Here is a 26992-nt window from a genome sequence, read left to right as displayed (position 1 = left end):
GCCTGTGCGTGAATACCTGCTGACGCTCTGCATCACGGCCGCGGTGACGTACCTGCTGACAGGCCCGGTACGGAAATTCGCGATCGTGGCCGGAGCCATGCCGGAGATCCGGGCCCGTGACGTGCACCGGGAACCCACTCCGCGCCTCGGCGGTATCGCCATGTTCTTCGGCCTGTGCGCGGGCCTGCTGGTCGCCGACCACCTGACCAACCTCAGCGAGGTCTTCGAGAAGTCGAACGAGCCGCGGGCGCTGCTCTCCGGAGCGGCGCTCATCTGGCTGATCGGCGTCCTGGACGACAAGTTCGAGATCGACGCCCTGATCAAGCTGGGCGGCCAGATGATCGCCGCCGGCGTCATGGTCATGCAGGGCCTGACGATCCTGTGGCTGCCCATCCCGGGCGTCGGCAGCGTGGCGCTCACCCAGTGGCAGGGCACCCTGCTGACGGTGGCGCTCGTCGTCATCACCATCAACGCCGTCAACTTCGTCGACGGCCTCGACGGCCTGGCCTCCGGCATGGTCTGCATCGCGGCCGCGGCGTTCTTCCTGTACGCCTACCGGATCTGGTACTCGTACGGCATCGAGGCCGCCGCCCCGGCGACGCTGTTCTCGGCGATCCTCATGGGCATGTGCATCGGCTTCCTGCCGCACAACATGCACCCCGCGCGGATCTTCATGGGCGACTCCGGCTCGATGCTGATCGGCCTGGTGCTGGCCGCGGGTGCGATCTCCATCACGGGGCAGGTCGACCCGGACGCGCTGAAGCTGTTCGTCGGGTCGGAGAAGGCGGCCGTGCACCAGACGGTGCCCGTCTACATCCCGCTGCTGCTGCCGCTGACGATCATCGCGGTGCCCACCGCGGACCTGGTGCTGGCCATCGTGCGCCGCACCTGGCGCGGTCAGTCGCCGTTCGCCGCCGACCGCGGCCATCTGCACCACCGGCTCCTGGAGATCGGCCACTCGCACAGCCGGGCGGTGCTGATCATGTACTTCTGGTCGGCGCTCATCGCGTTCGGCGCGCTCGCCTACTCGGTCAACTCGGCGTCGATGTGGATCGTCCTGGGCATCGTGATCCTCAGCGCGGTCGGCCTGGCCCTGCTCCTGCTGCCGCGCTTCACCCCCCGCGCCCCCAGCTGGGCCGAGCACTTCGTGCCGCCGCGCTACCGCCGCGGCGCCGTCACCGAACCGGCGCCCGCGCAGGACGCGGCCGCGGAGGAGCGCGCCCCGGTCGCGGCTGGTGTGGCGGGAGTCAACGGAGCGACTGCTGTGAGCGCCCGCCCGTCCCTCGTGGACCGGCGGAACGCCGGTACCTCCCGCTGACTTCGGCAAGGTAAGAATCTGACTAGAGCATTGCCAAGTCGTGGTGGAGTAAAGTCCCCCAATACCAGACAAACCCTCCCTGTTTTTGCACAGACGCGCGCTCTCACTCTCATGTGTGACAGCGGGCACACGATGTAGGTAAAGACCGCATCAAATAGTTTGTGATAGCGTTCACTACCAGTTGAGTGAAGCGCCGAAAGGCCTTGGCGGAACGGTCCTTTGGCCCGAAGCGCCCACACCTCCTCGCGTTAACCTCTGCACTGCACCGGGGCACCGATCGGTGACACCCGGTCACTACGTCTCGACCCCCACTTCCGTTGGAGCCGTCCGCATGCAGCCAAACGACGTCCGGATCCTCCGGGGAGCAGCGATCGTCGCCGCCCCCGTGGGCATCGTCGCCACCGTTGTCAGCGCGGTCGTCGCCGGTGAGAAGGGCCTGGTCGGCGGAGTGGTGGCCCTCGCGGTGGTCGCCGGGTTCTTCGGACTCGGCTCCGCCGCGCTGATGCGCCTCACGCAGGACAAGCCTCAGGTGGCGATGACGGCCGGACTGCTCGTCTACACCGTGCAGATGCTGCTGATCGGCATCTTCGTCATCGTCTTCAGCGACACCACGTTGTTCAACGGCCGGGCCTTCGCCCTCAGCCTGCTGGTCACCGCTCTGGCGTGGGTCGGTGGCCAGGTGAAGCAGAGTCTCACCAGCCGCATGCTCTACGTGGACCCCGTGCCGTCCGTGCCTGCCAAGGAGGCGGACCCGGTCGAGTCGGAGTCCCGTGATGCGGCGTAGGGGGCACGTAAAGGCGATACATGCCTATCTGCTATCGTCCGGAAGCGCTTCCGGTGGGGGTTCCTTCCGCTTCTCCGACAGGGCAGGACATCGCCTCCACGGCCGCCGGCGCACTTGGACCGAGAGCTGTGATCACAGCACGGAATCCGAGCGGCCGGGCCCTCGGCGGATGCGCCCCACGGACTGCGGCGGCACCGTCACACCACCACGTCCCCAGTGCCGATCAGCGGCCTCACCAGCCGCGCTGACACACAAGGTTGCCGTTACTTATGCGTCACGACGAAGGAGTCACGGGTGAGTGCCCACATGCTGCTCGCTGAAAGCGGCTGCCACATCAATGCTGACTGTGCCTTTCCCGCGCCGGGCCTCCACTCGTTCGACTTCAAGCCGATCTTCAGCGTCGGCAGCTTCGACTTCACGAAGCCGATGCTTCTGACGATCATCTGCATGCTCGTCATCGTCGGCTTCTTCTTCGCGGCGTTCCGCAAGCCGAAGCTGGTCCCCGGGAAGCTGCAGCTCGTCGGCGAGATCGGATACAACTTCGTCGCGCGCAGCATCGCCCTGGAAGTGATCGGCAAGAAGGGCAGCAAGTACGTCCCCTTCCTCACGTCGATCTTCTTCTTCGTGTGGATCATGAACGTGATGTCCATCATCCCGGTGGCACAGTTCCCGGCGACCTCGCGCTTCGCGTACCCGGTCGGCCTCGCGGCGCTGGTCTACGTCACCTACATGTTCCTCACGTTCAAGACGCACGGGTTCAAGGGCGGCGTCAAGAACCTGGTCTGGCTGGACGGCCTGCCCAAGCCGCTCATCCCGCTGATCGTCCTGCTGGAGTTCTTCTCGAACGTGATCCTGCGCCCGTTCACCCTCGCGGTGCGGCTGTGGGCCAACATGTTCGCCGGCCACATGCTGATCGTGATGTTCAGCGTGGCGACCTGGTACCTGCTCACTCCGTCGATCATGTCGGCCGTCGCCGGTGGCTCGTTCCTGCTGGCGCTCGCCATGACCACCCTGGAGGTACTGATCCAGTTCCTTCAGGCGTACATCTTCACGCTCCTCGCCTCGATCTACATCCAGGGAGCGCTCGAAGAGGGTCACTGACCCGTCTGCACCCCTCCCGCAACACCACCGCTGGGAAGCCCTCCCAACGGACCGCATCGCACACATCACAAAAGGAAGACAGGGAAATGTCTGCCGAGCTCGTTAACCTTGCTGCCTCCACCGTCGCGGGTCGTATGGGCGCGATCGCCTACGGTCTTGCCGCCATCGGCCCCGGCGTCGGCATCGGTCTGGTCTTCGGTCACTCCATCGAGGCCATGGCCCGTCAGCCCGAGGCCATGCCGATCATCCGCACCAACATGTTCCTGGGCTTCGCGCTCTGCGAGGTTCTGGCGCTGCTCGGCCTGGTCGTTCCCTTCGTCTTCAGCAGCTGACGACCAGTAGCCACTCTCGACGAAAGGTTCAGACATGATGGCCTTCCTGGCTGAGGCGGGGGCTGAGAATCCTCTCATCCCCGAAACAGCGGAATTGATCGTCGGCCTGATCTGCTTCTTCATCGTCTTCGGCGTCCTCGGCAAGAAGCTCCTGCCCAACATCCAGAAGACCCTGGAAGAGCGGCACGACGCGATCGAGGGCGGCCTGGAGCGCGCGGCGGAGGCGCAGGCCGAAGCCACGCAGATCCTCGAGCAGTACCGGGCCCAGCTCGCCGAAGCCAGGCACGAGGCCGCACGCCTGCGCCAGGAGGCGACCGAGCAGGGCGCCACGATCATCCAGGAGATGAGGGCGGAAGGTCAGCGGCAGCGCGAGGAGATCATCGCCGCCGGTCACGCCCAGATCGAGGCGGACCGCAAGGCCGTGGTCACCGCGCTCCGCCAGGACGTGGGCAAGCTCGCCACCGAGCTGGCCGGCAAGCTGGTCGGTGAGTCCCTCGAGGACCACGCCCGCCAGAGCCGTACGGTCGACCGCTTCCTCGACGGGCTCGAGGAGAGCGCGGCGAAGGCCGAGGCCACGCCATGAACGGAGCGAGCCGCGAAGCGCACGCAGCCGCGCGTGAGCGTCTCGAGGCGCTGACCGACTCCTCGTCGGTCGACGCCGGGCAGCTCGCCGAGCAGCTGGCGGCCGTCACCGACTTCCTCGACCGCGAGGTCACGCTGCGTCGGGTCCTCACCGACCCGGTGCAGTCCGGTGAGGCCAGGGCCGAGCTCGCGGGACGCCTGCTGACCGGCCGCGTCGACGGCTCCGCCCTCGACCTGGTCACCGGCATGGTCCGCTCGCGCTGGTCGCGTTCGCGCGACCTCGTCGACTCGGTGGAGGAGCTTGCGGCCACCGCCGACCTGACGGCGGCTCAGCAGGCGAACCAGCTCGACGACGTCGAGGACGAGGTGTTCCGGTTCGGCCGGATCGTCCAGTCCAGTGCCGCGCTGCGCGCCGCGCTGACCGACCGGGCGGCCCCGGCCGAGGCCAAGAGCGAGCTGCTGAGCAGTCTGCTCGGCGGCCGGGCCAACCCGGTCACGGAGCGACTGGTCGTGCGCCTTGTGACACGGCCGCGGGGACGTAGCCTGGAGGCAGGCCTCGAGGCCCTGTCCCGGCTCGCCGCGGCACGCAGGGACAGGGCGGTGGCCGTCGTCACCTCGGCGGTGCCGCTCACGGACGGACAGAAGCAGCGTCTCGGCGCTGCGCTGGCGAAGCTGTACGGACGCCAGATGCATCTGAACCTGGACGTGGACCCCACGGTCCTCGGCGGGATCTCCGTACGGGTCGGTGAAGAAGTCATCGACGGCACGATCGCGGAGCGCCTCGCAGAGGCGTCGCGACGGGTTGCCGGCTGACGGCCACCCGGCCAACAAGAAGAACAGCGGCCCGGTTGGGTCGTGCAGAAATTGCAGAAGATTGCTGGGGGCCCGCGGCACAGCCGCTGAGGGAAACAGCCCCAGACCCCCAAAGACTTCGGGCCCAACAAGGAGAGCAGGGAACCCAGATGGCGGAGCTCACGATCCGGCCGGAGGAGATCCGGGACGCGCTGGAGAACTTCGTCCAGTCGTACAAGCCGGACGCGGCCTCGCGCGAGGAGGTCGGTACGGTCACCCTTGCCGGCGACGGCATCGCGAAGGTCGAGGGCCTGCCCTCGGCCATGGCCAACGAACTGCTGAAGTTCGAGGACGGCACCCTCGGTCTTGCGCTGAACCTGGAAGAGCGCGAGATCGGTGCGGTCGTGCTCGGCGAGTTCAGCGGCATCGAGGAGGGCCAGCCGGTGCAGCGCACCGGTGAGGTGCTGTCGGTCGCCGTGGGCGAGGGCTACCTCGGCCGCGTCGTCGACCCGCTCGGCAACCCGATCGACGGTCTCGGCGAGATCGAGACCAGCGGTCGTCGCGCCCTCGAGCTGCAGGCCCCCACGGTCATGCAGCGCAAGTCGGTGCACGAGCCGATGGAGACGGGTTACAAGGCCGTCGACGCGATGACCCCGATCGGCCGCGGCCAGCGCCAGCTGGTCATCGGTGACCGTCAGACCGGCAAGACCGCCCTGGCCGTCGACACGATCATCAACCAGCGCGACAACTGGCGTACCGGCGACCCGTCGAAGCAGGTCCGCTGCATCTACGTCGCCATCGGTCAGAAGGGTTCCACGATCGCCTCCGTGCGTGGCTCCCTCGAAGAGGCCGGCGCCCTGGAGTACACGACCATCGTCGCCGCCCCGGCGTCCGACCCGGCCGGCTTCAAGTACCTGGCGCCGTACACCGGTTCGGCCATCGGCCAGCAGTGGATGTACGAGGGCAAGCACGTCCTCATCATCTTCGACGACCTGTCGAAGCAGGCCGACGCCTACCGCGCCGTGTCCCTGCTGCTGCGCCGCCCGCCGGGCCGTGAGGCCTACCCCGGTGACGTCTTCTACCTGCACTCCCGCCTGCTGGAGCGCTGCGCGAAGCTCTCCGACGAGATGGGCGCGGGCTCGATGACCGGTCTGCCGATCGTCGAGACCAAGGCCAACGACGTGTCGGCGTTCATCCCGACCAACGTCATCTCCATCACCGACGGCCAGTGCTTCCTGGAGTCCGACCTGTTCAACGCCGGCCAGCGCCCGGCCCTGAACGTCGGTATCTCGGTCTCCCGTGTCGGTGGTTCCGCCCAGCACAAGGCGATCCGCCAGGTCTCCGGCCGACTCCGTGTCGACCTCGCCCAGTTCCGTGAGCTGGAGGCGTTCGCCGCCTTCGGTTCCGACCTGGACGCCGCGTCGAAGGCCCAGCTGGAGCGCGGTCAGCGCATGGTCGAGCTGCTCAAGCAGCCGCAGTACCAGCCGATGGCCACCGAGGACCAGGTCATCTCCATCTGGGCCGGCACCACCGGCAAGATGGACGACGTCCCGGTCGCCGACATCCGCCGCTTCGAGAAGGAGCTGCTCGAGTACCTGCACCGCAAGGAGCAGGGCCTCATGACCTCCATCAAGGAGGGCGGCAAGATGTCGGACGACACCCTGCAGGCCATGGCCGACGCGGTCGCGGAGTTCAAGAAGCAGTTCGAGACCGCCGACGGCAAGCTGCTCGGCGAGGACGCTCCGGCCGCTGCCGCCAAGTGACGTAAGGAAGGGACCTGACTCATGGGAGCCCAGCTCCGGGTCTACAAGCGTCGCATCCGATCCGTCACCGCGACCAAGAAGATCACCAAGGCGATGGAGATGATCGCCGCCTCGCGCGTCGTCAAGGCGCAGCGCAAGGTGGCGGCCTCCACTCCTTACGCGACCGAGCTCACCCGCGCGGTCACGGCCGTCGGTACCGGTTCGAACACCAAGCACCCGCTGACCACCGAGGTGGAGTCGGCGGCCCGTGCCGCGGTGCTGCTCCTCACGAGCGACCGTGGTCTGGCCGGTGCCTTCAACTCGAACGCCATCAAGGCGGCGGAGCGGCTGACCGCGCGTCTCGAGGCGGAGGGCAAGGAGGTCGACACGTACATCGTCGGCCGCCGCGGCATCGCCCACTACAACTTCCGCGAGCGCACGATCGCGCACACGTGGACCGGTTTCACGGACGAGCCCTCGTACGCGGACGCGAAGCAGATCGCGGGGCCGCTCATCGACGCCATAGAGAAGGACACGGCGGACGGCGGGGTGGACGAACTCCACATCGTCTACACCGAGTTCGTCTCGATGATGACGCAGACGGCGGTCGACGGCAGGCTGCTGCCGCTCCGTCTCGAGGACGTGGCCACCGAGTCGTCGGCGGCCACCGGCACGGACGCGCCCGCCAAGGGCCAGGTCCGTCCGCTGTACGAGTTCGAACCGTCGGCGGAGGACGTCCTCGACGCCCTGCTGCCGCGCTACGTCGAGAGCCGTATCTACAACGCGCTGCTCCAGTCGGCTGCCTCCAAGCACGCCGCCACCCGCCGCGCGATGAAGTCGGCCACCGACAACGCGGGCGAGCTGATCAACACGCTCTCCCGCCTTGCCAACGCGGCCCGACAGGCCGAAATCACCCAGGAGATCAGCGAGATCGTCGGTGGCGCGAGCGCCCTGGCCGACGCGACCGCGGGGAGTGACAAGTAATGACGACCACTGTTGAGACGGCCGTTGCCACGGGCCGCGTCGCCCGGGTGATCGGCCCGGTCGTCGACGTGGAGTTCCCCGTCGACGCGATGCCGGAGATCTACAACGCGCTGCACGTCGAGGTGGCCGACCCGGCCAACGCCGGCGAGAAGAAGACGCTGACCCTCGAGGTCGCCCAGCACCTGGGTGAGGGTCTCGTCCGCACCATCTCGATGCAGCCCACCGACGGTCTGGTCCGCCAGGCCACGGTGACCGACACGGGCTCGGGCATCAGCGTCCCGGTCGGCGACTTCACCAAGGGCAAGGTGTTCAACACCCTCGGTGAGGTGCTGAACGTCGACGAGTCCTACGAGGGCGAGCGGTGGTCCATCCACCGCAAGGCCCCGGCGTTCGACCAGCTCGAGTCGAAGACCGAGATGTTCGAGACGGGCCTGAAGGTCGTCGACCTTCTCACCCCGTACGTCAAGGGCGGCAAGATCGGTCTGTTCGGTGGTGCCGGTGTCGGCAAGACCGTGCTGATCCAGGAAATGATCATGCGTGTCGCCAACCTCCACGAGGGCGTCTCCGTCTTCGCGGGCGTCGGCGAGCGCACCCGTGAGGGCAACGACCTCATCGCGGAGATGGAAGAGTCCGGCGTTCTGGACAAGACCGCGCTGGTCTTCGGCCAGATGGACGAGCCCCCGGGCACGCGTCTGCGCGTCGCGCTGGCCGGCCTGACCATGGCCGAGTACTTCCGTGACGTCCAGAAGCAGGACGTGCTGTTCTTCATCGACAACATCTTCCGCTTCACGCAGGCCGGTTCCGAGGTCTCCACGCTGCTCGGCCGTATGCCGTCCGCGGTGGGTTACCAGCCGAACCTGGCCGACGAGATGGGTCAGCTGCAGGAGCGCATCACCTCGACGCGTGGTCACTCGATCACCTCGATGCAGGCGATCTACGTCCCCGCGGACGACCTGACCGACCCGGCCCCGGCCACCACGTTCGCCCACCTCGACGCGACGACGGTTCTCTCCCGTCCGATCTCCGAGAAGGGCATCTACCCGGCCGTGGACCCGCTGGACTCCACGTCCCGCATCCTGGACCCGCGCTACATCGCGCAGGACCACTACGACGCGGCCATGCGCGTCAAGACGATCCTGCAGAAGTACAAGGACCTCCAGGACATCATCGCGATCCTCGGTATCGACGAGCTCGGCGAGGAGGACAAGCTCGTCGTCCACCGTGCCCGTCGTGTGGAGCGCTTCCTGTCCCAGAACACCCACGCCGCCAAGCAGTTCACCGGCGTCGACGGGTCGGACGTTCCGCTGGACGAGTCGATCGCCGCGTTCAACGCGATCTGCGACGGCGACTACGACCACTTCCCCGAGCAGGCGTTCTTCATGTGCGGTGGCCTGGAGGACCTCAAGGCCAACGCCAAGGAGCTGGGCGTCTCCTGACCCCGGTGCTCGTGGCGTGAGGGGGCGGGCGCGTCCCGCCCCCTCTGCCACGCCTACTAGACTTGTAACCAACACCCGGCGAGATGGCCGGGTGGTGACCCGAGGAGCCACCCTTGGCTGCTGAGCTGCACGTCGAGCTGGTCGCTGCCGACCGCCAGGTCTGGTCCGGTGAGGCCCGCCTGGTCGTCGCTCGCACCGCGTCCGGCGACATCGGCGTCATGCCCGGTCACCAGCCGCTGCTCAGCGTGCTGGAGTCGGGCCCGGTGACCATCCGCACGAGCGATGGTGGAACGGTTGTCGCCGCGGTGCACGGCGGTTTCATCTCGTTCGCGGACAACAAGCTGTCGCTGCTGGCGGAGATCGCCGAGCTCGCGGACGAGATCGACGTCCAGCGCGCGGAGCGGGCGCTGGATCGCGCCAAGTCGGACGCCGACGCTTCCGCCGAGCGTCGTGCGGACGTACGACTGCGTGCGGCGACGACGAGCTGAACCCGCGCGGAGCGTGATGACGTCACTCAGCCGCGGTCGGAACCGGAGCAATCCGGAGCCGACCGCGGCTGAGGCAGATCTGGATGTTTTTTCCGTTCCGTTACCTGTTTTCGGTACCTAGGAGACGAGGAGGTCGGTGTCGATGGTCCTCGCTCTGACTGTGTGCGGAATCGTCGTGGCCCTGGTGGTGCTGGGGCTGTTCGTCTTCGGCCTGCGCCGCAGACTCATCCAGCGCTCCGGCGGCACCTTCGACTGTTCGCTGCGATGGGGTGTCCAGGAGAAGGCCGACACCAGCGGCAAGGGCTGGAGCTACGGCGTCGCCCGCTACAACGGCGACCGCATCGAGTGGTACCGCGTCTTCTCCTACGCCTACCGGCCGCGGCGCACCCTGGAGCGCGCCGCGATCGAGGTCGCGGGCCGCCGTCTTCCGGAAGGTGAGGAGGAGCTGGCGCTCCTCTCCGACGCCGTCGTCCTCACCTGCCTGCACCGTGGCACCCGTCTCGAACTCGCCATGAGCGAGGACGCGCTGACCGGCTTCCTCGCCTGGCTCGAGGCGGCCCCGCCCGGTCAGCGCGTCAACGTCGCCTGACACACCGGATTCGGGCTCTCCCCCTGACCGGCCACGGCGGTGCCGGGCCCTGGGCTCAGACTCACCGTGACGTGCAGCGGCAGGGCGGCCAGCACGGCCGCGAGGGCCGTCCCGGTGAACACCCCCGCAGCCATGGTCCTGTTGGGCCTGTCGGTCCTCCGCCTCGTCTGGTTCCCCCGTGACATCTCATCCCCCTGGTCGTGCACTTCCACTTGCTGGCTGAGGTGTACATCTTTCACGGTCGGCAGGCGTCCTCCACCTGCCGTTCGGACCCGCCGCGAGGGGCCGAATGTCCCCCCACAGTGCACGCGGGGGGCGTGCGGGGCGCGCAAAAAGGTCCGCCGCGGACGGCTCGTGGCCGTCCGCGGCGGAGGTGTGACGCGGTGAGGATCAGCTCAGACCGCTGCTGATGGCGCTCACCAGCTCGCCGTTGCTGGTGTCACCGCTGAACTCCCAGAAGAACGCGCCGCCGAGGCCCTGGGTCTTGGCCCAGCTCATCTTTCCGGCGATGGTCGACGGGGTGTCGTAGGACCACCAGTTGCTGCCGCAGTGCGCGTAGGCCGTTCCCGCGACCGTGCCGGTCGCCGGGCAGGACGTCTTGAGGACCTTGTAGTCCTCGATGCCCTGCTCGTAGGTGCCGGCGGCCGGGCCCGTGGCCGTGCCGCCCGGGGCGTCCTGCGTCACGCCGGTCCAGCCGCGGCCGTAGAAGCCGATGCCGATGAGCAGCTTCTTCGCGGGGACGCCGATCGCCTTGAACTTGGCCATCGCGTCGGCCGTGGTGAAGCCGGCCTTCGGGATGCCGGAGTACGAGGTGAGCGGGGAGTGCGGGGCGGTGGGGCCCTGCGCGTCCCAGGCGCCGAAGAAGTCGTACGTCATCACGTTGTACCAGTCGACGTACTGGGCGGCGCCCGCGTAGTCCGCGGCCTCGATCTTGCCGCCGGCCGAGCCGTCGGCCGTGGTGGCCGCCGTGACCAGGTTGTTCGAGCCGAACTTGGCGCGCAGCGCCTGCATCAGGTTCTTGTAGGCCGCCGCACCGCTGGTGTCGCAGCTCAGGCCGCAGGCGTTCGGGTACTCCCAGTCGATGTCGATGCCGTCGAAGACGTCGGCCCAGCGCGGGTCCTCGACCAGGTTGTAGCAGGACTGCGCGAACGCGGTCGGGTTGGCCGCGGCCTGGGCGAAGCCGCCGGACCAGGTCCAGCCGCCGAAGGACCACAGCACCTTGATGTTCGGGTACTTGGCCTTCAGCTCGCGCAGCTGGTTGAAGTTGCCGCGCAGCGGCTGGTCCCAGGTGTCCGCGACGCCGCTCACCGACTGGTCGGCGGTGAACGCCTTGTCGTAGTCGGCGTAGGAGTCGCCGATGGCGCACTGGCCGTTGGTGACGTTGCCGAAGGCGTAGTTGATGTGCGTGATCTTCGCGGCCGAGCCGGACGTCACCAGGTTCTTGACGTTGTAGTTGCGGCCGTAGATGCCCCACTCGGTGAAGTAGCCGAGCTTGACCGTGTCGCCGGTGGCCGGGGGCGGGTCGGTGGTGCCGCCGGTGGTGTGCACGGCGACCGCGCCGCTGACCGGTCCGGTCTGGTCGGCGGTGTCACGGGCCTGGACGGTGTAGGAGTAGTCGGTGCCGGCGGTGAGGCCGGTGTCCGTGTACGACGTCGTGGTGACCGTCGAGACCTTCTTGCCGTCGCGCAGGACGTCGTAGTTCTTGACGCCCTTGTCGTCGGTGGCCGCGCTCCAGGAGAGCTTCACCGAGGTGTCGGTGACGGAGGAGGCGGTGGGGGTGCCCGGCGCGGAGGGCGCCGCGTCGCCGGGGACCGTGGTGCCGTCGCAACTGTCGCCGTTCAGCTTGCAGTTGGACGGGGAGCCGGAGCCCGCGCCGTTGAAACCGAAGGAGACGGAGGCGCCCGGGGCCAGGGTGCCGTTGTAGGACTTGTTCTTGGCGGTCCAGTGGGTGCCGGAGTTCGTGACGTCCGCGTCCCACGCGGAGGTGACGGAGGTGCCGGAGGGGAAGTCCCACTCGACGGTCCAGGAACTGATGCTGCTGGAGCCGGTGTTCTTCACGGTCCACTGGCCGCCGAAGCCGGTTCCCCAGTCCTGGGTCTTGGTGTACGTGGCGGTGGCGTTCGTCGCGGCCTGGGCGGGGCTCGCGAGGCCGACCAGACCGGCCAGGGGGAGCAACAGGGTCGCGAACCCTGCCGCGGCTCTGTGTCTGAAGCGCATGCTGCGCCTCCCTCGTCTAAGGGGATGAGGGCGCGACTGAGCCTTCGCACCCACGGTGCCGCGAGAATAGAAAGGTCTGGACCACCGGTCAATAGGTCTGTACCACTGGGACGACCGATCGCGTCAGATCCCCAACTCCTGCGCCAGCACCGCCGCTTGGACCCGGCTGCGCAGCTCCAGCTTGCCCAGGAGGCGGCTGACGTGCGTCTTCACCGTCGCCTCCGCCATGTCCAGCCGGTCCGCGATGGCCGCGTTGGACATCCCCTCGCCGAGACAGGACAGCACCTCGCGCTCGCGCCGGGTCAGGGAGTCGAGCACGGCCGGGTCGGCCGCCGGTGAGCGCACCGGCCGGGCGGCGAACTCGGCGATCAGGCGCCGGGTGACGGCCGGCGCGATCAGGCCCTCCCCGCGGGCGACCGTGCGCACCGCCTCCAGCAGATCCTTCGCCTCGGTGTTCTTCAGCAGGAAGCCGGCCGCTCCCGCGCGCAGCGCGCCGAACACGTACGCGTCGAGGTCGAAGGTGGTCAGCACCAGGACGTCCGCGAGGTGTTCCGCGACCACCTGCCGGGTCGCCGACACCCCGTCCAGGCGCGGCATCTGAACATCCATCAGGACCAGGTCGGGGCGCAGCTCCCGGGACAGCGCCACCGCCTGCTCGCCGTCGGCCGCCTCACCGACCACCTCGATGTCCGGTGCGCTGCGCAGGATCAGGACGAGCCCCGCACGGACGGCGGACTGGTCCTCGGCGACCAGGACACGGATCATTCGGGGGCTCCTTCGGTCACGGGAAGCGTGGCGTGCACGGTCCACAGCGCGCCCTCGGGACCGGCCTCGAAGGTGCCGCCCAGCAGCGTGACCCGCTCGCGCATCCCGACCAGACCGGCGCCGGAGCCGGGGGCGCGTGGCGCGTCCCGGTGGCCGTAGGGGCTGGTCACCCGGATGTCGAGGGCGCCGTCCCGCTGGGCGAGGGCGACGGTGATCCGGCCGGGGCGGGCGTGCTTGAGCGCGTTGGTCAGGGACTCCTGGACGATGCGGTAGGCGGCGAGTTCGACCGGCACGGGGACCGCGCAGGCGCCGGTGTCGAGGGTGACGTCGAGGCCGTTGGCGCGGGCGCCGTCGACGAGGGCGGGCAGTCCGTCGAGGGTCGGGGTGGCCGCGGGCGCGTGGTCGTCGCCGCCCTCCCGCAGGATGCCGATCAGCCGGCGCATCTCGGCGAGCCCCTCCACGCTGTTCTCGCGGATGACGCCGAGGGCGTCCCGGGAGGTACCCGGATCGTCGAGGGACAGCGCGGCCGTGGAGTGGATGGCGATCGCGGACAGGTGGTTGGCGACCATGTCGTGCAACTCCCGTGCCACCCGAGCCCGTTCGGCGACGACGGCCTGGCTGCGGTCCATCTCGGCCAGCAGCGCGGTCTGTTCGGCGCGCAGCCGGGCCGCCTCGGCGGTGTCGCGGTGGTTGCGCACCACCCAGCCGGTCGCCGCGGGCACCAGGCTGACCAGGCCGACGCCCGCCCCGATCAGCAGCGCCTGCGGTACGCGCCAGGCCACGTAGGGGACGACGGTGCCGACCACCGTGAGGAGCCCGGTGATCCACGGCAGGCGGTGGGCGGAGGCGGGGGTGCCGTACAGGACGGCCGCGTAGACCAGATCGGTGAACATCACCACGGTGGCGAGGTTGCCCAGGGTGAAGAGGTCCGCCGTGATCGCCGCCGTGCCGATGAACAGGGCGGTGCGCGGGCGGGTGCGGCGCAGCAGCTCGCAGCCCGCGGTGACGCACAGCGGCACGAGGACCGCCCAGCGCGTGTCGACCACCGCCATCGGGTCGTCGATCGTACGGCTGAAGAGGCCGACCCCCCACAGCAGCAGCCCGCCGAGCAGTCCGCCCAGGGCGATGCGCACGTCGTCGCGGTGCGGGCGGGGGAGTCGCGGGGCCATGTCCCCATCCAACACGGCGCACGGGCCGCCCGCCTGATTCCCGGGAACGGTCCCGAACTGCATCTTTCGATGTACCGCGGCCTCCTCACCGCCGACGACGAAACCGGCCGAAACCGCCGGGAGCCTGGAAGCGTGACCGAACCCGCCGTGAGGAGCGAACCGTGATCGTCGCGCTGATCGTCGCCTGCGAGGTCGGCTTCTGGGTGCTGCTGGCGGCCGGCCTCGCCGTCCGCTACCTGCTGCGCCGGCGCCGCACGAGTGTGGTGCTGCTGCTGTGCGAACCGGTCCTCGAACTGGTCCTGTTCGCGGCCACGGCCGTCGACCTGAGGAACGGCGCGAAGCCGGGCTGGGAGCACGGCCTCGCCGCCCTCTACATCGGCTTCACCGTCGCCTACGGCCACTTCACCGTCAGCCGGCTCGACGCCCACGCCGCCCACCGGCTCGCGGGCGGGCCCAGGCCGCCCACACGCCCTCGGTACGGGACGGCGCGGGCCCGGTACGAGGGCCGGCTGTGGCTGCGCACCGTCCTCGCCGCGGCCGTCGCCTGCGCCCTGCTGCAAGGCGCCGTCTGGTACGTAGGCGACGGCGACACCTCCTCGCTGCGCGCCTTCCAGTGGGTGGCACTGAGGGCCGCGGGCATCCACGGGCTGATCGCGCTGACGTATCTGATCTGGCCGAAGAAGGCCCCGGCCGAGGCCGCCGGACGGGCCGGGCAGGAGGGCCGTACCCTGACCGGGCGGTGAGGGGAGAGGGCGCATGGGAGAGACCGGCAGTCCCGGAGCGGTCCTGGTCGTGGACGACGACCCGGCCATCCGGCGTTCGCTGGAGCGCGGGCTGCGGCTCAGCGGCTTCCGGGTGCGGACGGCGGACGGCGGCCGCGAGGCGCTCGCGGTGATCGGGCAGACACCGCCGGACGTCCTCGTCCTGGACGTGTCGATGCCGGACATGAGCGGCATCGAGGTGTGCGAACGGCTCCGCGGCGACGGCCAGGACCTCCCGGTGCTGATGCTCTCCGCGCTCGACGAGACCGCCGACCGCATCGCCGGGCTCCAGGCGGGCGGCGACGACTACCTGGTCAAGCCGTTCGCGCTGCAGGAACTGGTGCTGCGCCTGCACGCGCTGCTGCGCCGCCGCCCGCCCGCCGGCGAGGTGCTGCGGGTCGCCGGCCTGGTCGTCGACCCCGCGGCCCGCACCGCCGAGCGGGACGGCCGGCCGCTGGAGCTGACCCGGCGCGAGTTCGAACTCCTCGAGGTCCTCGCCCGCAACGCCGGGCTGGTCCTCACCCGCGACCAGCTCTTGGAACGGGTGTGGGGCTACGACTTCGACGTGCGCACCGACGCCGTCGACACCTTCGTCAGCTATCTGCGGCGCAAGCTGGAGGCCGGCGGACGGCCCCGGCTCGTGCACACCGTGCGCGGCGTCGGCTTCGTGCTGCGGGACGAGCCGTGAGGCTGTCCACCCGCATCGGGATCGCCGTCGGCGTCACCGTGCCGCTGCTGGTGCTGGCCTCCGGCTGGCTGCTGCTCCGGCTGGTCGACCGCGATCTGCACAGCGCCGAGGACGACCATCTGCAGGCCCGCGCCGCCGCCGTGGCCCCGGACGCCCGCGCCCTGCTGCGGGCCAGCGCGAACGGCCGGCCCAAGGCGGCCGACACCCGCGAACGGCAGCTCTACACCGCCGCCCTCGACGTCGGCGTACGTGTGGTCGGCCCGGACGGCACCTTCAGCGGCGGCCCGCAGCCGGACGCCTCGGTGCCGCTCCCGGCGCGCCGGAACACCCCGGTCACGGTCCGGGACGGCGCCACCAGCTGGCGCGCGCTGTCCGTGCCGGTCAGGACGGGCCGCGGCCCCGGGACCCTGTGGGTCTTCTCGCCCAACGCCGCCGACCAGGCCCAACTCCGGCTCGTACGGCGGCGGGTGGCGTGGACGACCCTGCTGGCCGTGCCGCTGTCCGGGCTGCTCGCCTGGGGCATCGCCACCGGGGCGAGCGGCCCCCTGCGCCGCCTCGGCCGCCGTACCGCCGGACTCGACCCGCGCATCAGCAGCGCCCGGCTGCACCACGAGCGGACCGGGGTGACCGAGGTCGACGAGCTGGCGGCGACCCTCCAGAAGGCCCTCGCCCGCTACGACGAGCAGGCCGCCCGCACCGCCGAGGCCCTGGACACCGCTCGCTCCTTCTCCGCGGCCGCCTCCCACGAACTGCGCACCCCGCTGATGAGCATGGGCACCAACCTCGACATCCTCGCCGCCCATCCCGACCTGCCTGAGCCGGACCGCGCCGAGGTCCTGGCCGATCTGCGCGGCGAGCACGCCCGGCTGCTGAACCTGCTGGTGATGCTGCGCGAACTGGGCCGCGGCGACCTGGTCGAGGCGGAGGCCTTCCGGACCGTGGACCTCGCCGAGACCGCGGACGCCGCGGTGGCGGAGGCCCGCCGGCGCGTGCCCGACGCCCGGATCACGCTGGACGCGGCACCCGGGCTCACCGTGCACGGCTGGGAGCCCGGACTGCGGCTGCTGCTGGACAACCTGGTGGCCAACGCCCTCGCACACGGGCGGGACGGGACCGGCCGGGCGGGCGCGGCGGTGGCGGTGCGGCGCGCGGGCGATCAGGTCGTCGTGACGGTCGACGACCGAGGACCCGGGGTGCCGCCCGAGGCCCGCGCCCGGATCTTCGAGCGCTTCGAGCGCGGGCCCGGAAGCACCGGCACCGGTCTCGGCCTGACGCTCGTGGCCCAGCAGGCGGCGCTGCACCGGGGCACCGTGACGGTCGCCGGCGGCCCCGGGGAAACCGGCTCCCGCTTCGAGGTACGGCTGCCGTCCACGGGCGGCACGCTGCCGGCCCACCGCGACTGGCTGATCACCACGGCCGGGACAAACCGGTCACAGAGTTTCCCCAAAGAGCCTTCCTAGCCTGCACCGCGTACGGACGGACGAAGGTGGCCGTCCGCGACGACGGAGGCTGAGATGGACGTACGACGACACAGGCGCACGCTCCTGGTGGGGGTGGCCACGGTGACGGTCCTGGCGACCGGCACCGGTGTGGCGCTGGCCGAGAGCACGACCGCCACGACCGCTGCGTCGTCCACGGCGTCGCCGGCACCGGGGCCGACCGGGGACGGCGCGCAGAAGCTGTGCAAGCGGGTGCCGAAGATCGACCACCGCATCGACCGGGCCCTGAAGCGGCTGGAGGCCGGCGCGGGCAGGCGCGGTTCGGTGGCGCGGCTGCAGCAGCGCGTGGACAACGCCAAGAGCGCGGGCCACGACGAGATCACCACGTTCCTGCAGGACCGGCTGACCTTCCGCAAGTCCCTGGTCACCACGCTCAAGCAGCGCCGGACGGACCTGGCCGGCGTGAAGACCTGGTGCGACAACAACGGCAACGGCGCGGGAGGCAAGTGATGCGGGCCCGGGCGGCCGCCGCAGCGGCGCTGCTGGCCGTCGGGCTCCTCGCGGGCTGCGCCCGGGAGCACGGCTCGGCGGCGACCACGCCCTCCTCGTCCGCGAGCCCCTCGGGCTACGCGGACATGGAGAAGAAGGTGGCCGCGGCCGAGTCCGCGCTCGCGCAGGCGGACAAGGACGCGGCCCAGGACGACTCGGACGGCGCGGACGGCACGGGCCGCTGAGGAGAGGGGGTGCGGGCGGGGAGCGCACGGACCCGGCGCTCCCCGCCCGTCACCGAGCTCAGCGTTCGCCGCCGGGCACCCACAGGACGTCGCCCACGTCCTTGTTCGCGACCCGCGCCAGGATGAACAGCAGGTCCGACAGGCGGTTCAGATAGGTCGCGGTCAGCGGGTTCATCGTCTCGCCGTGCACCTCCAGCGCCGCCCACGTCGAGCGCTCGGCCCGCCGTACGACCGTGCATGCCTGGTGCAGCAGGGCGGCGCCCGCGGTCCCGCCGGGGAGGATGAACGAGCGCAGCTTCTCCAGCTGCTCGTTGAACCGGTCGCAGTCCGCCTCGAGCTTGTCGACGTAGAACTGCTCGACCCGCAGCGGCGGGAACTGCGGGTTCTCCACGACCGGCGTCGACAGGTCGGCGCCCACGTCGAACAGGTCGTTCTGGACGCGGGTGAGGACGGTCGCGACCTCCTCGTCCAGGCCGCCGAGCGCGAGCGCGGTGCCGATGACCGCGTTGGCCTCGTTGGCGTCGGCGTACGCCGAGATCCTGAGGTCGGTCTTGGCGACCCGGCTCATGTCGCCGAGGTTGGTGGTGCCCTGGTCGCCGGTCCGGGTGTAGATACGCGTCAGATTGACCATGTGACCAGCGTAGTTATGCTCCGGCCGTCCGGACCCCGCGTGTGCCCACTGTCACGGTGGGCGCCGCGAGACACACCAGATAGCGGAACGGCATCAGGTGTGAGAGCACGTTGAGCCAGGCGGGGGCGAGGCCCGCGAGCCGAGCGAGACCGTGAGCAGGGCGACGAACGCGAACCCGATCAGGATGCCGGCAAGGGCTGCGCGCAGGCCCATCGCGACGGCCGCCGGCACCGGCAGCGCCGACTGGAGGACGAAGACCGTGGTGTCGCGCAGCACCCGCCCCAGCAGCAGCGCGAGCCGGCTGCCGGGCGTCACCCGCATGCGCTCGACCACCCCCTGGCTCTTCTCGATGACGACCGTGAAGCCGGCGAACGCCGCGCCGACCAGGCCGAGTTGGAGCAGTGGTCCGGGCACCGGCAGCTGCCACGAACTGCCCCGCCCACCCAGCGGCGGCCCGAGCAAGAGCAGGTACAGCAACGGTCCTGTACGGCTACGGGGGCGGGGTCGGCCGGGACGGGGCCGGGGCCGGTGATGGCGAGGAACGTGTCCTGGAGCGTCGCGTCGATCGAGCCGCCGTGGCGGAGCTTGAGCGCGCTCGGCGTGCCGTCCGCGACGACCGTCCCCCGGTCGACGATCACCAGGCGGTCGGCGAGGGCGTCCGCCTCGTCCATGTGGTGCGTGGTCAGGAAGACGGTCGTGCCGTGCTCGTCGCGCAGGCGGCGGATCAGGTCCCACAGGTCGGCGCGGCTGCCGGGGTCCAGGCCGGTCGTCGGCTCGTCGAGGAAGCGCCTTCGGCCGGTGGGTGAGCGCCATGGCGATGTCCAGGTCGCGGGCCAACTCCTCGGGGCGGGCGACCGCCCGGGCCTTCGGCAGGCGGTACAGGCGGCCCTGGGCGACGGGTTCCTCGCGCACGCCGATCTGCCCGTCGACCCCGCGTCGACCCCGCCGGACTGGGCGACGTATCCGCAGGTTCGGCGCACCCCCGGCCGGGTCGGTGGCGAGGTCGTGCCCGGCGACGGTGGCCGGGTGGGCGGAACCGACCGTGATCGGTTCGGGGCGGTCGGTGTACGGGGGCACCGTCGCCTCGGCCGCCCGTACGAGCCGGCTGTGGGTTCTCACCCGAGCGGGGGTGCCCCCTGACCGCCCCTGCAGACCGCCGGGGGCACCCGCGCGGCCGGGGTCGTCCCGCCCGCGGTCGGACTGGGGGAGGGCTACGACCGGTTCATGCGGGTCCTGCACGGCGCGCCCGCCCTGCGCTCGCGCATGTGGGGCATGCGGCGGCAGATCCAGGAGCCCTGGAGCAGACCCTGCGCGAGACCGGCGCGCCGCCCGCCGACCCGCTGCCGGCCCTGATCGCGGGTCAGATCAACTGGGCCCACCAGACCGTCATGGCGGCCATCGGCCGGGCGATGGCCGACAGGTGCAATCCGCGCGAAGTGTCACGAGAGGTGCTGGTCCTCCTCGACGCCATCGAGGACCTGTTGGGCGAGAAGGCGCTCAACTACGCCGTCCGAGGCATGGAATGACCCGTGCCGGTGTGATGTCCGTCAGATGAGACGTGACGCGCATTACTTACCGGTCACACAGCACCGACGGAGCGCTAAGGTCCGCCGAAGAGGCATACGTAAACAGCGTGTAAGGCGTTTCAAAGGGGAGTCGCAGACGTGGCACGGAAGCTTGCCGTCATCGGAGCCGGTCTCATGGGTTCCGGCATCGCCCAGGTCTCCGCCCAGGCGGGCTGGGACGTCGTCCTGCGCGACGTCACCGACGAGGCACTGGACCGTGCCGTCGGCGGCATCCAGGCCTCGTACGCGAAGTTCGTCGGCAAGGGCAAGCTGGAGGCGCACGACGCCGACGCGTCCCTCGCCCGCATCACCACGACCACCGACCTGGACGCGGTCGCCGACGCCGATGTCGTCGTCGAGGCCGTCTTCGAGAAGCTCGAGGTCAAGCACGAGATCTTCCGCGCGCTCGACAAGATCGTGCGCGAGGACGCCGTGCTCGCCTCCAACACCTCCGCGATCCCGATCACCAAGATCGCGGCGGCCACGGAGCACCCCGAGCGGGTCGTCGGCGTGCACTTCTTCTCGCCGGTGCCGATGATGCAGCTCGTCGAGCTCGTCCGCGGCTACAAGACCAGCGACGAAACCCTCGCCACCGCGCGGGAGTTCGCCGAGTCCGTCGGCAAGACCTGCATCGTCGTCAACCGCGACGTCGCCGGTTTCGTGACGACCCGTCTCATCTCGGCGCTCGTCGTCGAGGCGGCCAAGCTGTACGAGTCGGGCGTGGCCAGCGCCGAGGACATCGACCTCGCCTGCAAGCTGGGCTTCGGCCACGCGATGGGCCCGCTGGCCACGGCGGACCTGACCGGCGTCGACATCCTGCTGCACGCCACCAGCAACATCTACACCGAGTCGCAGGACGAGAAGTTCGCGCCGCCGGAGCTGATGCGCCGGATGGTTGACGCCGGTGACATCGGACGCAAGAGCGGGCAGGGCTTCTACACGTACTGAAACACCAGTACGTACAGCCACTGAGACCGCACAGACCCCTGGAGCATCACTCGCCAGGGTGAATTCGGTATCGGTTCGCTTACAGACGGCAACCTCGTTGCCGCTGAAGCAGTCAGACGTTGCACAACCACCGTCACGGAGTACGCCACCGCACTCACGGGGAGCGACATATGTACATCAGGGGCGACCACGCCGAGCTGGTCGTCGGGGGCCGCCTCGACGTCCGCAGCGCGGCGGACGCCCGTACGGTCCTGCACTCGGCCGTCGACGACGGAGTCGGCGACCTGGTGCTGGACCTGTCCGAACTGGCCTCCTGGGACGCCACCGGACTCGGGGTGATCATGGGTGTCCACCGGCGGGCCGGCCGCCGCGGCCGGCGCCTGGTGCTGCGCGAGGTGCCGCCGCAGATGCAGCGCCTGCTCGTGGCCACCCGACTGCACCGGATCCTGGCGATCGAGGGCGGCATCGGGGTGGAGTCACTGCCCCGGGTGTGACCCTTCGTCCGGGTGTGGCCCGGGTTGCGGGGGAGGCGAGGCCGCACCACGGCGCGGAACAGGCCGGATGCGATCCGCACGAGACTGTGACGTCTCGCACGGAGCGGTACCCCGGGCTGTCGTAGATACTGAGCGAAGGTTTAGGGTTCGGTCGCCCGCTGCCCGACAGTCCCTGCGAGCGGGTCCGGACCAGAAGCGACAGCGCGGTGTGCAGCAAGGCCGGGAGGGGCTCGAGGCACACACGACGCTTTTGGGGGGCTTGAAACCTATGGACCCGAACAGCCGGGGACCCGAGGAGTACGGCCATGACGGCAGCGGCGGCCAGCCGCGCCAGCGCCCGCCCAGGGACCCCCTCACACCCGACTTCGGACAGCACACGCCCGCGCTCGCCCGCACGGTGCAGCTCGTCACGGGCGACTACCTGCTCACCGTCAATCCGGTCGACGGCAGCGAGATAGAAGCCTGCCCGCTCGGCGAGCGCCCGGGCCGGCCGGAGAAGCTCACGGCGGCCGAGCGCGCCGAGGTGGAACGCGCGGCCAGGCCGCCCGTCCCACCCGGTCCGGCCCTGCCCTCGCTGCCGCTCCTGGAGCGCCAGGAGGAGCGCGAGCGGCTCGTCCGGCTGCTCGCCCGCGGCCGCTCGGTCCGGCTCACCGGACCGGCCGGCTCCGGCCGCACCAGCCTCCTCGGCCTGGTCGCCGAGGACTGCGGGGACCTCGCCCCCGACGGCGTCGTCCGGCTCAGCGGCTTCCGCCGTACCGCGGACGACCTGCTGTACGACCTCTTCTACGCCGTGTACAACGCGCCCCTGCACCGTCCGGAGCGCGGCGAACTCCTGGAGTACGTGCGGGAGATCGGCGCGGTCGTCGTCCTCGACGACATCGAGTTCGGCGGTGCCGGGCTGGACGAGCTGCTGGACGCGACGCCGGAGTGCGCCTTCGTCATCGGCGCCACCCCCGACGTCCCCGCGCCCTCCGCCGACTCCGCCGTCGAGGAGGTTTTCCTCGGCGGTCTCGAGCGTGCCGGCGGCGTGGACATCATCGAGCGCACCGTCGGCCGGGCCCTCTCCGAGGAGGAGGCCAACTGGGCGGGCGACCTCTGGTTCGAGTCCGAGGGGCTGCCGCTGCGCTTCGTGCAGGCCGGCGCCCTGCTGCGGCGGCGCGACCAGCTGCGGGCCGGCACCAACGCCGTGGACGAGTTCGGGGTCTTCGAGGACGCGCTGCCCGTCGACGCGCCCTTCGAGACCGAGGCGGGCGACGACGTACCGCTGCCCTCGCTGGGCGAGGCCGCCGCGCCCGCCCCGCTGCTCGCCTCGCGGCTCAGCTCCTCGGCGCGCGCCACCCTGCGCTTTGCCGTCGCGCTCGGCGGCGAGGTGCCGCACCAGGCCCATCTGCCCGCACTCGTCGGCGACACCCACGCGGACGCCGCCCTCGGCGAACTCGCCTCCTGCGGACTGGTCTCGCCCGTCGGCACCCGCTACCGGCTCGCGGCCGGGGTGCTCCAGCAGCTGGAAGCCGCAGGCTACGGCGACGACATCGATGCCCGTGCGCTCACCGCCGCCCAGCACTACGCCTGGTGGGCCGGACACCCGTCGGTCACCCCGGAGCGCGTGTGCGCCGAGGCCGACGCGGTGCTCGCCGCCCTCGGCGTCCTGGTGCCCCGCACGACCCCGCCCGCCGAGGGCGAGGAGAGCGTCACCGTGCAGCTGGCCCGCACGGCGGCGCCGGCGTTCGCCGCGGGCATGCAGTGGAGCGCCTGGGAGCGGGCCCTGCGGTCCGGCGCCGAGGCCGCCCGGCTCACCGGCGAGGTGTCCGAACAGGCCTACTTCCACCACGAGTTGGGCATCCTCGCGCTGTGCGGCGGGCAGTTCGACCGCTCCCGCTCGGAGCTGGAGACCTCCATCGGCCTCAGGTCCGCGCTCGCCGAGAAGCACGGCACCGTGTCCGGCCGCCGCGCCCTCGCCCTGGTCGCCGACCGCACCGGCACGGCGCCGGGGCTCGGCTCGACGGCGGGCGAGGAGGTGCCGGACGCGCGCTACGAGGAGTCGCAGTCGCCGCCCGGGGGAGTGCCGGCCGCGCTGCCCGCACTGCCGCCGCCGTCCGCGGACGACTCGACGCTGCTCGTCCACCGGGCCGCGTCCGGTTCGATGCCCAAGGCCCACCGGGCCGGCATCCGGGGCCTGGCCCGGCGCAACCTGGTCGCGGCCGGTGCGGGCGCGCTGCTCGTGGCGGTGCTCGGCACGGTCGTGACGCTCGGGGCGACGTCCAACAACGACGCCAACACCCCGTCCGACAAGGTCGGCGTCAACCCGTCCGCCAGCCAGGGCCTCGACGACGGCAGCCTCGGCGCCGACAAGCCGAAGAGCGACACCGGCAAGGGCGACACCGGCACGGCGACGAGCCGTCCGACCGACCCGGGTCCCGACGGCACGTTCGGCACGTCCGACGACCCGACCCCGCCGTCCGACACGCAGGGGCCGTCGGACTCCCCGAGCGGCACCAAGGGCTCGGGCGGCGGTTCGACGGGCTCGCCCTCGCACTCGGCGACGTCGAAGCCGCCGACGAAGAGCCCGACGACGAAGCCGCCGACGTCCAAGCCGCCGACGTCGTCGCCTCCGCCCACGTCTGAGCCGCCGAGCAGCTCGCCCCCGCCGTCGGAGTCGACGTCACCGTCCACCTCCGACTCGGCCAGCGGCCCGGCCACCAGCGCCCCCGCCTCGTCGAGCGCCCCGGCGACGGCGGACAGCAGCTCGGCGAGCGCGCCGTCGAACAGCGCCACGGGTGCGGTGATCTGAGGTCCCGCGCACGCAGGAGGGCCGGGTCCGCAGAACGGACCCGGCCCTCCTCGTCGTTGCGCGTCGCCTCAGAACAGCCGGAGCTTGTCGTCCTCGATGCCGCGCAGGGCGTCGTAGTCCAGCACGGCGCAGCCGATCCCGCGGTCCGTGGCGAGGACGCGTGCCTGCGGCTTGATCTCCTGGGCCGCGAAGACACCGCGGACCGGGGCGAGATGGGGATCGCGGTTGAGCAGTTCGAGGTAGCGGGTGAGCTGCTCGACGCCGTCGATCTCACCGCGCCGCTTGATCTCGACCGCCACGGTCTGCCCGTCGGCGTCCCGGCACAGGATGTCGACCGGGCCGATGGCCGTCATGTACTCACGGCGGATGAGCGTGTAGCCCTCACCGAGGGTCTCGATGCGGTCGGCGAGCAGTTCCTGAAGGTGTGCTTCCACGCCGTCCTTGATCAGGCCGGGATCCACGCCGAGTTCGTGCGAGGAGTCGTGGAGGATCTCCTCCATCGTGATGATCAGCTTCTCGCCCGCCTTGTTGACGACGGTCCAGACACCCTCCTGCTCGTCCGTGCCCTCCTTCAAGGTGCAGGGCGGGGACATCCAGTTCAGGGGCTTGTAGGCGCGGTCGTCCGCGTGGATCGAGACGCTGCCGTCCGCCTTGACCAGGATCAGGCGGGGTGCCGAGGGGAGATGGGCGGTGAGCCGGCCCGCGTAGTCGACGGAGCATCGGGCAATGACGAGACGCATGGTCGGCAACGCTACTCGACGCACGCACCCCGGCGCGATTCGCCCTCCGGACACCGACCGCCGCCGTCCGGGCCGTCCCGGCGGGCCGCCCCTGTTGTCCGGGAACACCCGAGACAACCCTTGTTCATTCGTGGCTGATTGTGGGCCCAATGAGGGCGCCCCATGTACGCATTTTCCTGGTGCGGCCCCCGTCGGCTGCTTACCGTAGTAAACGGGAGGTCGCGAGACGGGTACTGAGCGTGTTCGGTATCGCGGACTCCCACATCTGTCCGGCAACCCCTGTCGACCACGGGGGTGCGAGAGGAGAACCCATGTCGCTCGACGTCTCACCGGCCCTACTCGAAAAGGCCGAGCGAGGCGAGGTCGACGAAGCGGAATTCGTCGACTGCGTCCGGACCTCCCTGCCCTACGCATGGGAGATGATCAGCTCCCTGGTGGCCCAGCTGAAGGTCGACGGCGGCTCGTTCGCCGACAACCAGACGCCCCCGCCGGACGAGCAGGCACGCGGTCAGCTGCTGCGTGCGCTCGCGAGTGACGCGATACGCGGCGCGCTGCAACGGCACTTCGGTGTGCGGCTGGCCTTCCAGAACTGCCACCGGGTGGCGGTGTTCCCGCTGGACGCCTCGGTCGACGAGACGCTGGCCCGCTTCACCTCGGTCCGCAGTCAGCTGCTCAACCAGTCACCGGAGTTCAGGGACTGCTAGGAGCATGCCGCCGCTTGCCGCTCCGTACGCGGGAGGTGCTTAAGTACTGGAGCGGCAAGCTCCCCGCCGGGCTCCCGGCGAGGTCGTCCCTTCAACCGAGCTGCGGGAGCACCTCGCCACCCAGCCGCCGTACGTTCTCCTCGGTGGCTGCCAGATCTCCCGAGCCCTCCACCAGCAGGGCGAAGCGGGAGATGCCGGTCCGCTCGCTGGTCGCCGCGAGCCGGTCGGCGCACAGCCGCGGAGTCCCCACCGGGTGCAGCCCGCAGAGCAGTTCGGTGTACGCCAGCGGGTCGCGCATCTGCCGGATCCGGCCGTCCACCGTGACATGCGCCTCCAGTCCGTGCTTCAGCCAGCCCGGCATCGCCTTCGTCAGCGCCTCCACCGCGTCCGTGCGCCGGTCCGCGATCTGGCAGACGCCGGCCGAGACGTGCGCGGCGCCGCGCACAACGTGCGCCGGATGCCCGGCGGCGCGGGCGAGCCGCCCCCACAGGGCCACCATCTCGGCCTTCTCCTCGTCCCCCACATGCATCCCGAGCAGCATCGGCAGCCCGCGCTCGGCGGCCAGCCGCACGCTCGACGGCGAGGTGCACGCGACGACGACCTCGGGGCCTGTGGCGTCCGACAGGGACTCCGACGGCCTTGGTACGACGGGGACTTCACGGAAGGCGAAGCGGTCGCCGGACCCCGCGACCGACGGCTCGCGCAGCCAGCGCAGCAGCAGATCGAGTGATTCCGGGAACCCCCGCTCGTACGCATCGAGGCCGGAGCCGAAGACCTCCAGGTCGACCCAGGGCCCGCCGCGCCCCACGCCCAGCGAGAACCGCCCGCCGGAGGTGATGTGCAGCAGCGCCGCCTGCTCGCCGACCGACACCGGGTGGACGGTGGGCAGCACGGTGACCGCCGTGCCCACCCGGATCCGCCGGGTCCGGCCCAGCAGCATCGCGGCCAGGGTGATCGCCGACGGACAGGTGCCGTACGGTACGAAATGGTGCTCGGCCAGCCAGACCGAGTCCAGACCCGCTTCCTCCGCGACCTCGGCCGAGCGGACCGCGCGGTGCAGTGCCTCCCCCTGGCCCTGCCCCGGGAACTGGGCCGCCAACACGAACGTTCCTACGCGCATTGCTTTTTCCTGCTTCCTTGGCCCCGACGCGGAGCTCCCCCACACCCGCATAACCGTCTGACACGTGCCGAGGACACG

General features: G+C 70.7%; 26 protein-coding genes and 3 pseudogenes. 21 read left to right on the top strand and 8 right to left on the bottom strand.

Features of this window, described 5'->3' with window-relative positions:
• Positions 1 to 4: 4 nt before the first annotated feature.
• The 11 genes from ACFU97_RS33220 to ACFU97_RS33170 all read left to right on the top strand — a co-directional run bounded on the left by ACFU97_RS33220 (position 5) and on the right by ACFU97_RS33170 (position 10148).
• Positions 5 to 1318, top strand: coding sequence for an MraY family glycosyltransferase (locus ACFU97_RS33220; RefSeq protein WP_384264147.1), 1314 nt, complete (start codon positions 5 to 7; stop codon positions 1316 to 1318).
• Positions 1319 to 1649: 331 nt separating this feature from the next.
• Positions 1650 to 2102 (top strand): hypothetical protein, encoded by a 453-nt coding sequence (locus ACFU97_RS33215; RefSeq protein ID WP_384264146.1) that lies wholly within the window; start codon positions 1650 to 1652, stop codon positions 2100 to 2102.
• A gap of 294 nt (positions 2103 to 2396) precedes the next feature.
• Positions 2397 to 3203 (top strand): F0F1 ATP synthase subunit A, encoded by an 807-nt coding sequence (gene atpB / locus ACFU97_RS33210; protein WP_384264145.1) that lies wholly within the window; start codon positions 2397 to 2399, stop codon positions 3201 to 3203.
• Between the two features lie 86 nt (positions 3204 to 3289).
• Entirely contained in the window at positions 3290 to 3535 is a 246-nt protein-coding gene (atpE, locus tag ACFU97_RS33205; protein WP_232652291.1) for an ATP synthase F0 subunit C, read from the top strand.
• 37 nt (positions 3536 to 3572) lie between these two features.
• Entirely contained in the window at positions 3573 to 4118 is a 546-nt protein-coding gene (locus tag ACFU97_RS33200) for a F0F1 ATP synthase subunit B (protein ID WP_384264143.1), read from the top strand.
• Positions 4115 to 4930 (top strand): F0F1 ATP synthase subunit delta, encoded by an 816-nt coding sequence (locus ACFU97_RS33195; protein ID WP_384264142.1) that lies wholly within the window; start codon positions 4115 to 4117, stop codon positions 4928 to 4930. Before ACFU97_RS33200 ends, ACFU97_RS33195 begins: the two co-directional genes overlap by 4 nt.
• Before the next feature lie 149 nt (positions 4931 to 5079).
• Positions 5080 to 6672 (top strand): F0F1 ATP synthase subunit alpha, encoded by a 1593-nt coding sequence (gene atpA / locus ACFU97_RS33190; RefSeq protein ID WP_384264140.1) that lies wholly within the window; start codon positions 5080 to 5082, stop codon positions 6670 to 6672.
• 21 nt (positions 6673 to 6693) lie between these two features.
• On the top strand, positions 6694 to 7635 hold the full coding sequence (locus tag ACFU97_RS33185; RefSeq protein ID WP_384264139.1) for a F0F1 ATP synthase subunit gamma: 942 nt from the start codon (positions 6694 to 6696) through the stop codon (positions 7633 to 7635).
• Positions 7635 to 9071: a F0F1 ATP synthase subunit beta gene (gene atpD, locus ACFU97_RS33180; protein ID WP_384264137.1), complete on the top strand. Its 1437-nt coding sequence runs from the start codon at positions 7635 to 7637 to the stop codon at positions 9069 to 9071. The genes ACFU97_RS33185 and atpD overlap by 1 nt, the downstream gene beginning before the upstream one ends.
• 113 nt (positions 9072 to 9184) lie before the next feature.
• The gene (locus ACFU97_RS33175) at positions 9185 to 9559 is read left to right on the top strand and encodes a F0F1 ATP synthase subunit epsilon (protein WP_384264136.1); all 375 of its coding nucleotides are present in this window, start codon (positions 9185 to 9187) and stop codon (positions 9557 to 9559) included.
• A gap of 142 nt (positions 9560 to 9701) precedes the next feature.
• Entirely contained in the window at positions 9702 to 10148 is a 447-nt protein-coding gene (locus ACFU97_RS33170; RefSeq protein WP_384264134.1) for a DUF2550 domain-containing protein, read from the top strand.
• Between the two features lie 390 nt (positions 10149 to 10538).
• On the opposite strand, the gene ACFU97_RS33165 is transcribed toward ACFU97_RS33170, so the two are convergent.
• The 3 genes from ACFU97_RS33165 to ACFU97_RS33155 all read right to left on the bottom strand — a co-directional run bounded on the left by ACFU97_RS33165 (position 10539) and on the right by ACFU97_RS33155 (position 14299).
• Positions 10539 to 12365 (bottom strand): glycosyl hydrolase family 18 protein, encoded by a 1827-nt coding sequence (locus ACFU97_RS33165; protein WP_384264133.1) that lies wholly within the window; start codon positions 12363 to 12365, stop codon positions 10539 to 10541.
• A gap of 123 nt (positions 12366 to 12488) precedes the next feature.
• Positions 12489 to 13130: a response regulator gene (locus ACFU97_RS33160; protein ID WP_384264131.1), complete on the bottom strand. Its 642-nt coding sequence runs from the start codon at positions 13128 to 13130 to the stop codon at positions 12489 to 12491.
• Entirely contained in the window at positions 13127 to 14299 is a 1173-nt protein-coding gene (locus ACFU97_RS33155; RefSeq protein WP_384264130.1) for a sensor histidine kinase, read from the bottom strand. The genes ACFU97_RS33160 and ACFU97_RS33155 overlap by 4 nt, the downstream gene beginning before the upstream one ends.
• A gap of 161 nt (positions 14300 to 14460) precedes the next feature.
• Here ACFU97_RS33155 and ACFU97_RS33150 point away from each other — a divergent pair, with 161 nt between their 5' ends.
• From ACFU97_RS33150 to ACFU97_RS33130, 5 genes are read left to right on the top strand one after another with little or no spacing between them, the layout of a single operon-like run.
• Positions 14461 to 15042 (top strand): hypothetical protein, encoded by a 582-nt coding sequence (locus ACFU97_RS33150; RefSeq protein ID WP_384264129.1) that lies wholly within the window; start codon positions 14461 to 14463, stop codon positions 15040 to 15042.
• A gap of 13 nt (positions 15043 to 15055) precedes the next feature.
• Positions 15056 to 15748: a response regulator transcription factor gene (locus tag ACFU97_RS33145; protein ID WP_384264127.1), complete on the top strand. Its 693-nt coding sequence runs from the start codon at positions 15056 to 15058 to the stop codon at positions 15746 to 15748.
• Positions 15745 to 17208, top strand: coding sequence for a sensor histidine kinase (locus ACFU97_RS33140; RefSeq protein ID WP_384264125.1), 1464 nt, complete (start codon positions 15745 to 15747; stop codon positions 17206 to 17208). The genes ACFU97_RS33145 and ACFU97_RS33140 overlap by 4 nt, the downstream gene beginning before the upstream one ends.
• 54 nt (positions 17209 to 17262) lie before the next feature.
• On the top strand, positions 17263 to 17697 hold the full coding sequence (locus ACFU97_RS33135; RefSeq protein ID WP_384264123.1) for a hypothetical protein: 435 nt from the start codon (positions 17263 to 17265) through the stop codon (positions 17695 to 17697).
• Positions 17697 to 17921 (top strand): hypothetical protein, encoded by a 225-nt coding sequence (locus ACFU97_RS33130; RefSeq protein ID WP_384264121.1) that lies wholly within the window; start codon positions 17697 to 17699, stop codon positions 17919 to 17921. Before ACFU97_RS33135 ends, ACFU97_RS33130 begins: the two co-directional genes overlap by 1 nt.
• A 58-nt stretch (positions 17922 to 17979) precedes the next feature.
• Here the strand turns inward: ACFU97_RS33130 and ACFU97_RS33125 are convergent, their stop codons facing one another.
• From ACFU97_RS33125 to ACFU97_RS33115, 3 genes and pseudogenes are all read right to left on the bottom strand, one after another.
• On the bottom strand, positions 17980 to 18552 hold the full coding sequence (locus ACFU97_RS33125; protein WP_384264119.1) for a cob(I)yrinic acid a,c-diamide adenosyltransferase: 573 nt from the start codon (positions 18550 to 18552) through the stop codon (positions 17980 to 17982).
• A 13-nt stretch (positions 18553 to 18565) separates the two neighbouring features.
• Positions 18566 to 19032: pseudogene (locus tag ACFU97_RS33120) on the bottom strand (ABC transporter permease); the annotation flags it as partial.
• Between the two features lie 5 nt (positions 19033 to 19037).
• Positions 19038 to 19836, bottom strand: a pseudogene (locus ACFU97_RS33115) (hypothetical protein); the annotation flags it as partial.
• On the opposite strand from ACFU97_RS33115, the pseudogene ACFU97_RS33110 reads away from it, so the two are divergent.
• The 4 genes and pseudogenes from ACFU97_RS33110 to ACFU97_RS33095 all read left to right on the top strand — a co-directional run.
• Positions 19735 to 20078: pseudogene (locus ACFU97_RS33110) on the top strand (TetR/AcrR family transcriptional regulator); the annotation flags it as partial. The pseudogenes ACFU97_RS33115 and ACFU97_RS33110 overlap by 102 nt on opposite strands.
• Before the next feature lie 138 nt (positions 20079 to 20216).
• Entirely contained in the window at positions 20217 to 21065 is an 849-nt protein-coding gene (locus ACFU97_RS33105) for a 3-hydroxyacyl-CoA dehydrogenase family protein (protein WP_384264117.1), read from the top strand.
• Between the two features lie 170 nt (positions 21066 to 21235).
• Positions 21236 to 21559 carry an STAS domain-containing protein gene (locus ACFU97_RS33100; protein ID WP_384264115.1) on the top strand — a complete coding sequence of 108 codons (324 nt, stop codon included), beginning with the start codon at positions 21236 to 21238 and terminating at the stop codon, positions 21557 to 21559.
• 268 nt (positions 21560 to 21827) lie between these two features.
• Positions 21828 to 24350, top strand: coding sequence for an ATP-binding protein (locus tag ACFU97_RS33095; RefSeq protein WP_384264113.1), 2523 nt, complete (start codon positions 21828 to 21830; stop codon positions 24348 to 24350).
• 68 nt (positions 24351 to 24418) lie between these two features.
• Here the strand turns inward: ACFU97_RS33095 and nucS are convergent, their stop codons facing one another.
• Entirely contained in the window at positions 24419 to 25090 is a 672-nt protein-coding gene (nucS, locus tag ACFU97_RS33090; protein ID WP_384264111.1) for an endonuclease NucS, read from the bottom strand.
• Positions 25091 to 25401: 311 nt separating this feature from the next.
• On the opposite strand from nucS, the gene ACFU97_RS33085 reads away from it, so the two are divergent.
• Positions 25402 to 25794: an SCO5389 family protein gene (locus ACFU97_RS33085; RefSeq protein ID WP_097269047.1), complete on the top strand. Its 393-nt coding sequence runs from the start codon at positions 25402 to 25404 to the stop codon at positions 25792 to 25794.
• Positions 25795 to 25885: 91 nt separating this feature from the next.
• Here the strand turns inward: ACFU97_RS33085 and ACFU97_RS33080 are convergent, their stop codons facing one another.
• Complete coding sequence (locus ACFU97_RS33080) at positions 25886 to 26914, bottom strand: LLM class flavin-dependent oxidoreductase (protein ID WP_384264108.1); 1029 nt, start codon at positions 26912 to 26914, stop codon at positions 25886 to 25888.
• Between the last annotated feature and the right edge of the window lie 78 nt (positions 26915 to 26992).

Source organism: Streptomyces sp. NPDC057616 (assembly GCF_042800575.1).
Classification (GTDB): Bacteria; Actinomycetota; Actinomycetes; order Streptomycetales; family Streptomycetaceae; genus Streptomyces.
Note: the sequence above shows the minus strand (reverse complement) of the source record. Positions and strands in the feature narration are given on the sequence as shown.

Bases quoted from the DNA above. Each gene is read 5' to 3' on its own strand.
- ACFU97_RS33125 (WP_384264119.1), bottom strand. From the start codon at position 18,552: ATGGTCAATCTGACGCGTATCTACACCCGGACCGGCGACCAGGGCACC.
- ACFU97_RS33160 (WP_384264131.1), bottom strand. From the start codon at position 13,130: ATGATCCGTGTCCTGGTCGCCGAGGACCAGTCCGCCGTCCGTGCGGGG.
- ACFU97_RS33100 (WP_384264115.1), top strand. From the start codon at position 21,236: ATGTACATCAGGGGCGACCACGCCGAGCTGGTCGTCGGGGGCCGCCTC.
- ACFU97_RS33135 (WP_384264123.1), top strand. From the start codon at position 17,263: ATGGACGTACGACGACACAGGCGCACGCTCCTGGTGGGGGTGGCCACG.
- ACFU97_RS33165 (WP_384264133.1), bottom strand. From the start codon at position 12,365: ATGCGCTTCAGACACAGAGCCGCGGCAGGGTTCGCGACCCTGTTGCTC.
- ACFU97_RS33195 (WP_384264142.1), top strand. From the start codon at position 4,115: ATGAACGGAGCGAGCCGCGAAGCGCACGCAGCCGCGCGTGAGCGTCTC.
- ACFU97_RS33130 (WP_384264121.1), top strand. From the start codon at position 17,697: ATGCGGGCCCGGGCGGCCGCCGCAGCGGCGCTGCTGGCCGTCGGGCTC.
- atpE (WP_232652291.1), top strand. From the start codon at position 3,290: ATGTCTGCCGAGCTCGTTAACCTTGCTGCCTCCACCGTCGCGGGTCGT.
- atpD (WP_384264137.1), top strand. From the start codon at position 7,635: ATGACGACCACTGTTGAGACGGCCGTTGCCACGGGCCGCGTCGCCCGG.
- atpA (WP_384264140.1), top strand. From the start codon at position 5,080: ATGGCGGAGCTCACGATCCGGCCGGAGGAGATCCGGGACGCGCTGGAG.
- ACFU97_RS33185 (WP_384264139.1), top strand. From the start codon at position 6,694: ATGGGAGCCCAGCTCCGGGTCTACAAGCGTCGCATCCGATCCGTCACC.
- ACFU97_RS33095 (WP_384264113.1), top strand. From the start codon at position 21,828: ATGGACCCGAACAGCCGGGGACCCGAGGAGTACGGCCATGACGGCAGC.
- ACFU97_RS33085 (WP_097269047.1), top strand. From the start codon at position 25,402: ATGTCGCTCGACGTCTCACCGGCCCTACTCGAAAAGGCCGAGCGAGGC.
- ACFU97_RS33080 (WP_384264108.1), bottom strand. From the start codon at position 26,914: ATGCGCGTAGGAACGTTCGTGTTGGCGGCCCAGTTCCCGGGGCAGGGC.
- ACFU97_RS33155 (WP_384264130.1), bottom strand. From the start codon at position 14,299: ATGGCCCCGCGACTCCCCCGCCCGCACCGCGACGACGTGCGCATCGCC.
- nucS (WP_384264111.1), bottom strand. From the start codon at position 25,090: ATGCGTCTCGTCATTGCCCGATGCTCCGTCGACTACGCGGGCCGGCTC.
- ACFU97_RS33200 (WP_384264143.1), top strand. From the start codon at position 3,573: ATGGCCTTCCTGGCTGAGGCGGGGGCTGAGAATCCTCTCATCCCCGAA.
- ACFU97_RS33170 (WP_384264134.1), top strand. From the start codon at position 9,702: ATGGTCCTCGCTCTGACTGTGTGCGGAATCGTCGTGGCCCTGGTGGTG.
- ACFU97_RS33145 (WP_384264127.1), top strand. From the start codon at position 15,056: ATGGGAGAGACCGGCAGTCCCGGAGCGGTCCTGGTCGTGGACGACGAC.
- ACFU97_RS33215 (WP_384264146.1), top strand. From the start codon at position 1,650: ATGCAGCCAAACGACGTCCGGATCCTCCGGGGAGCAGCGATCGTCGCC.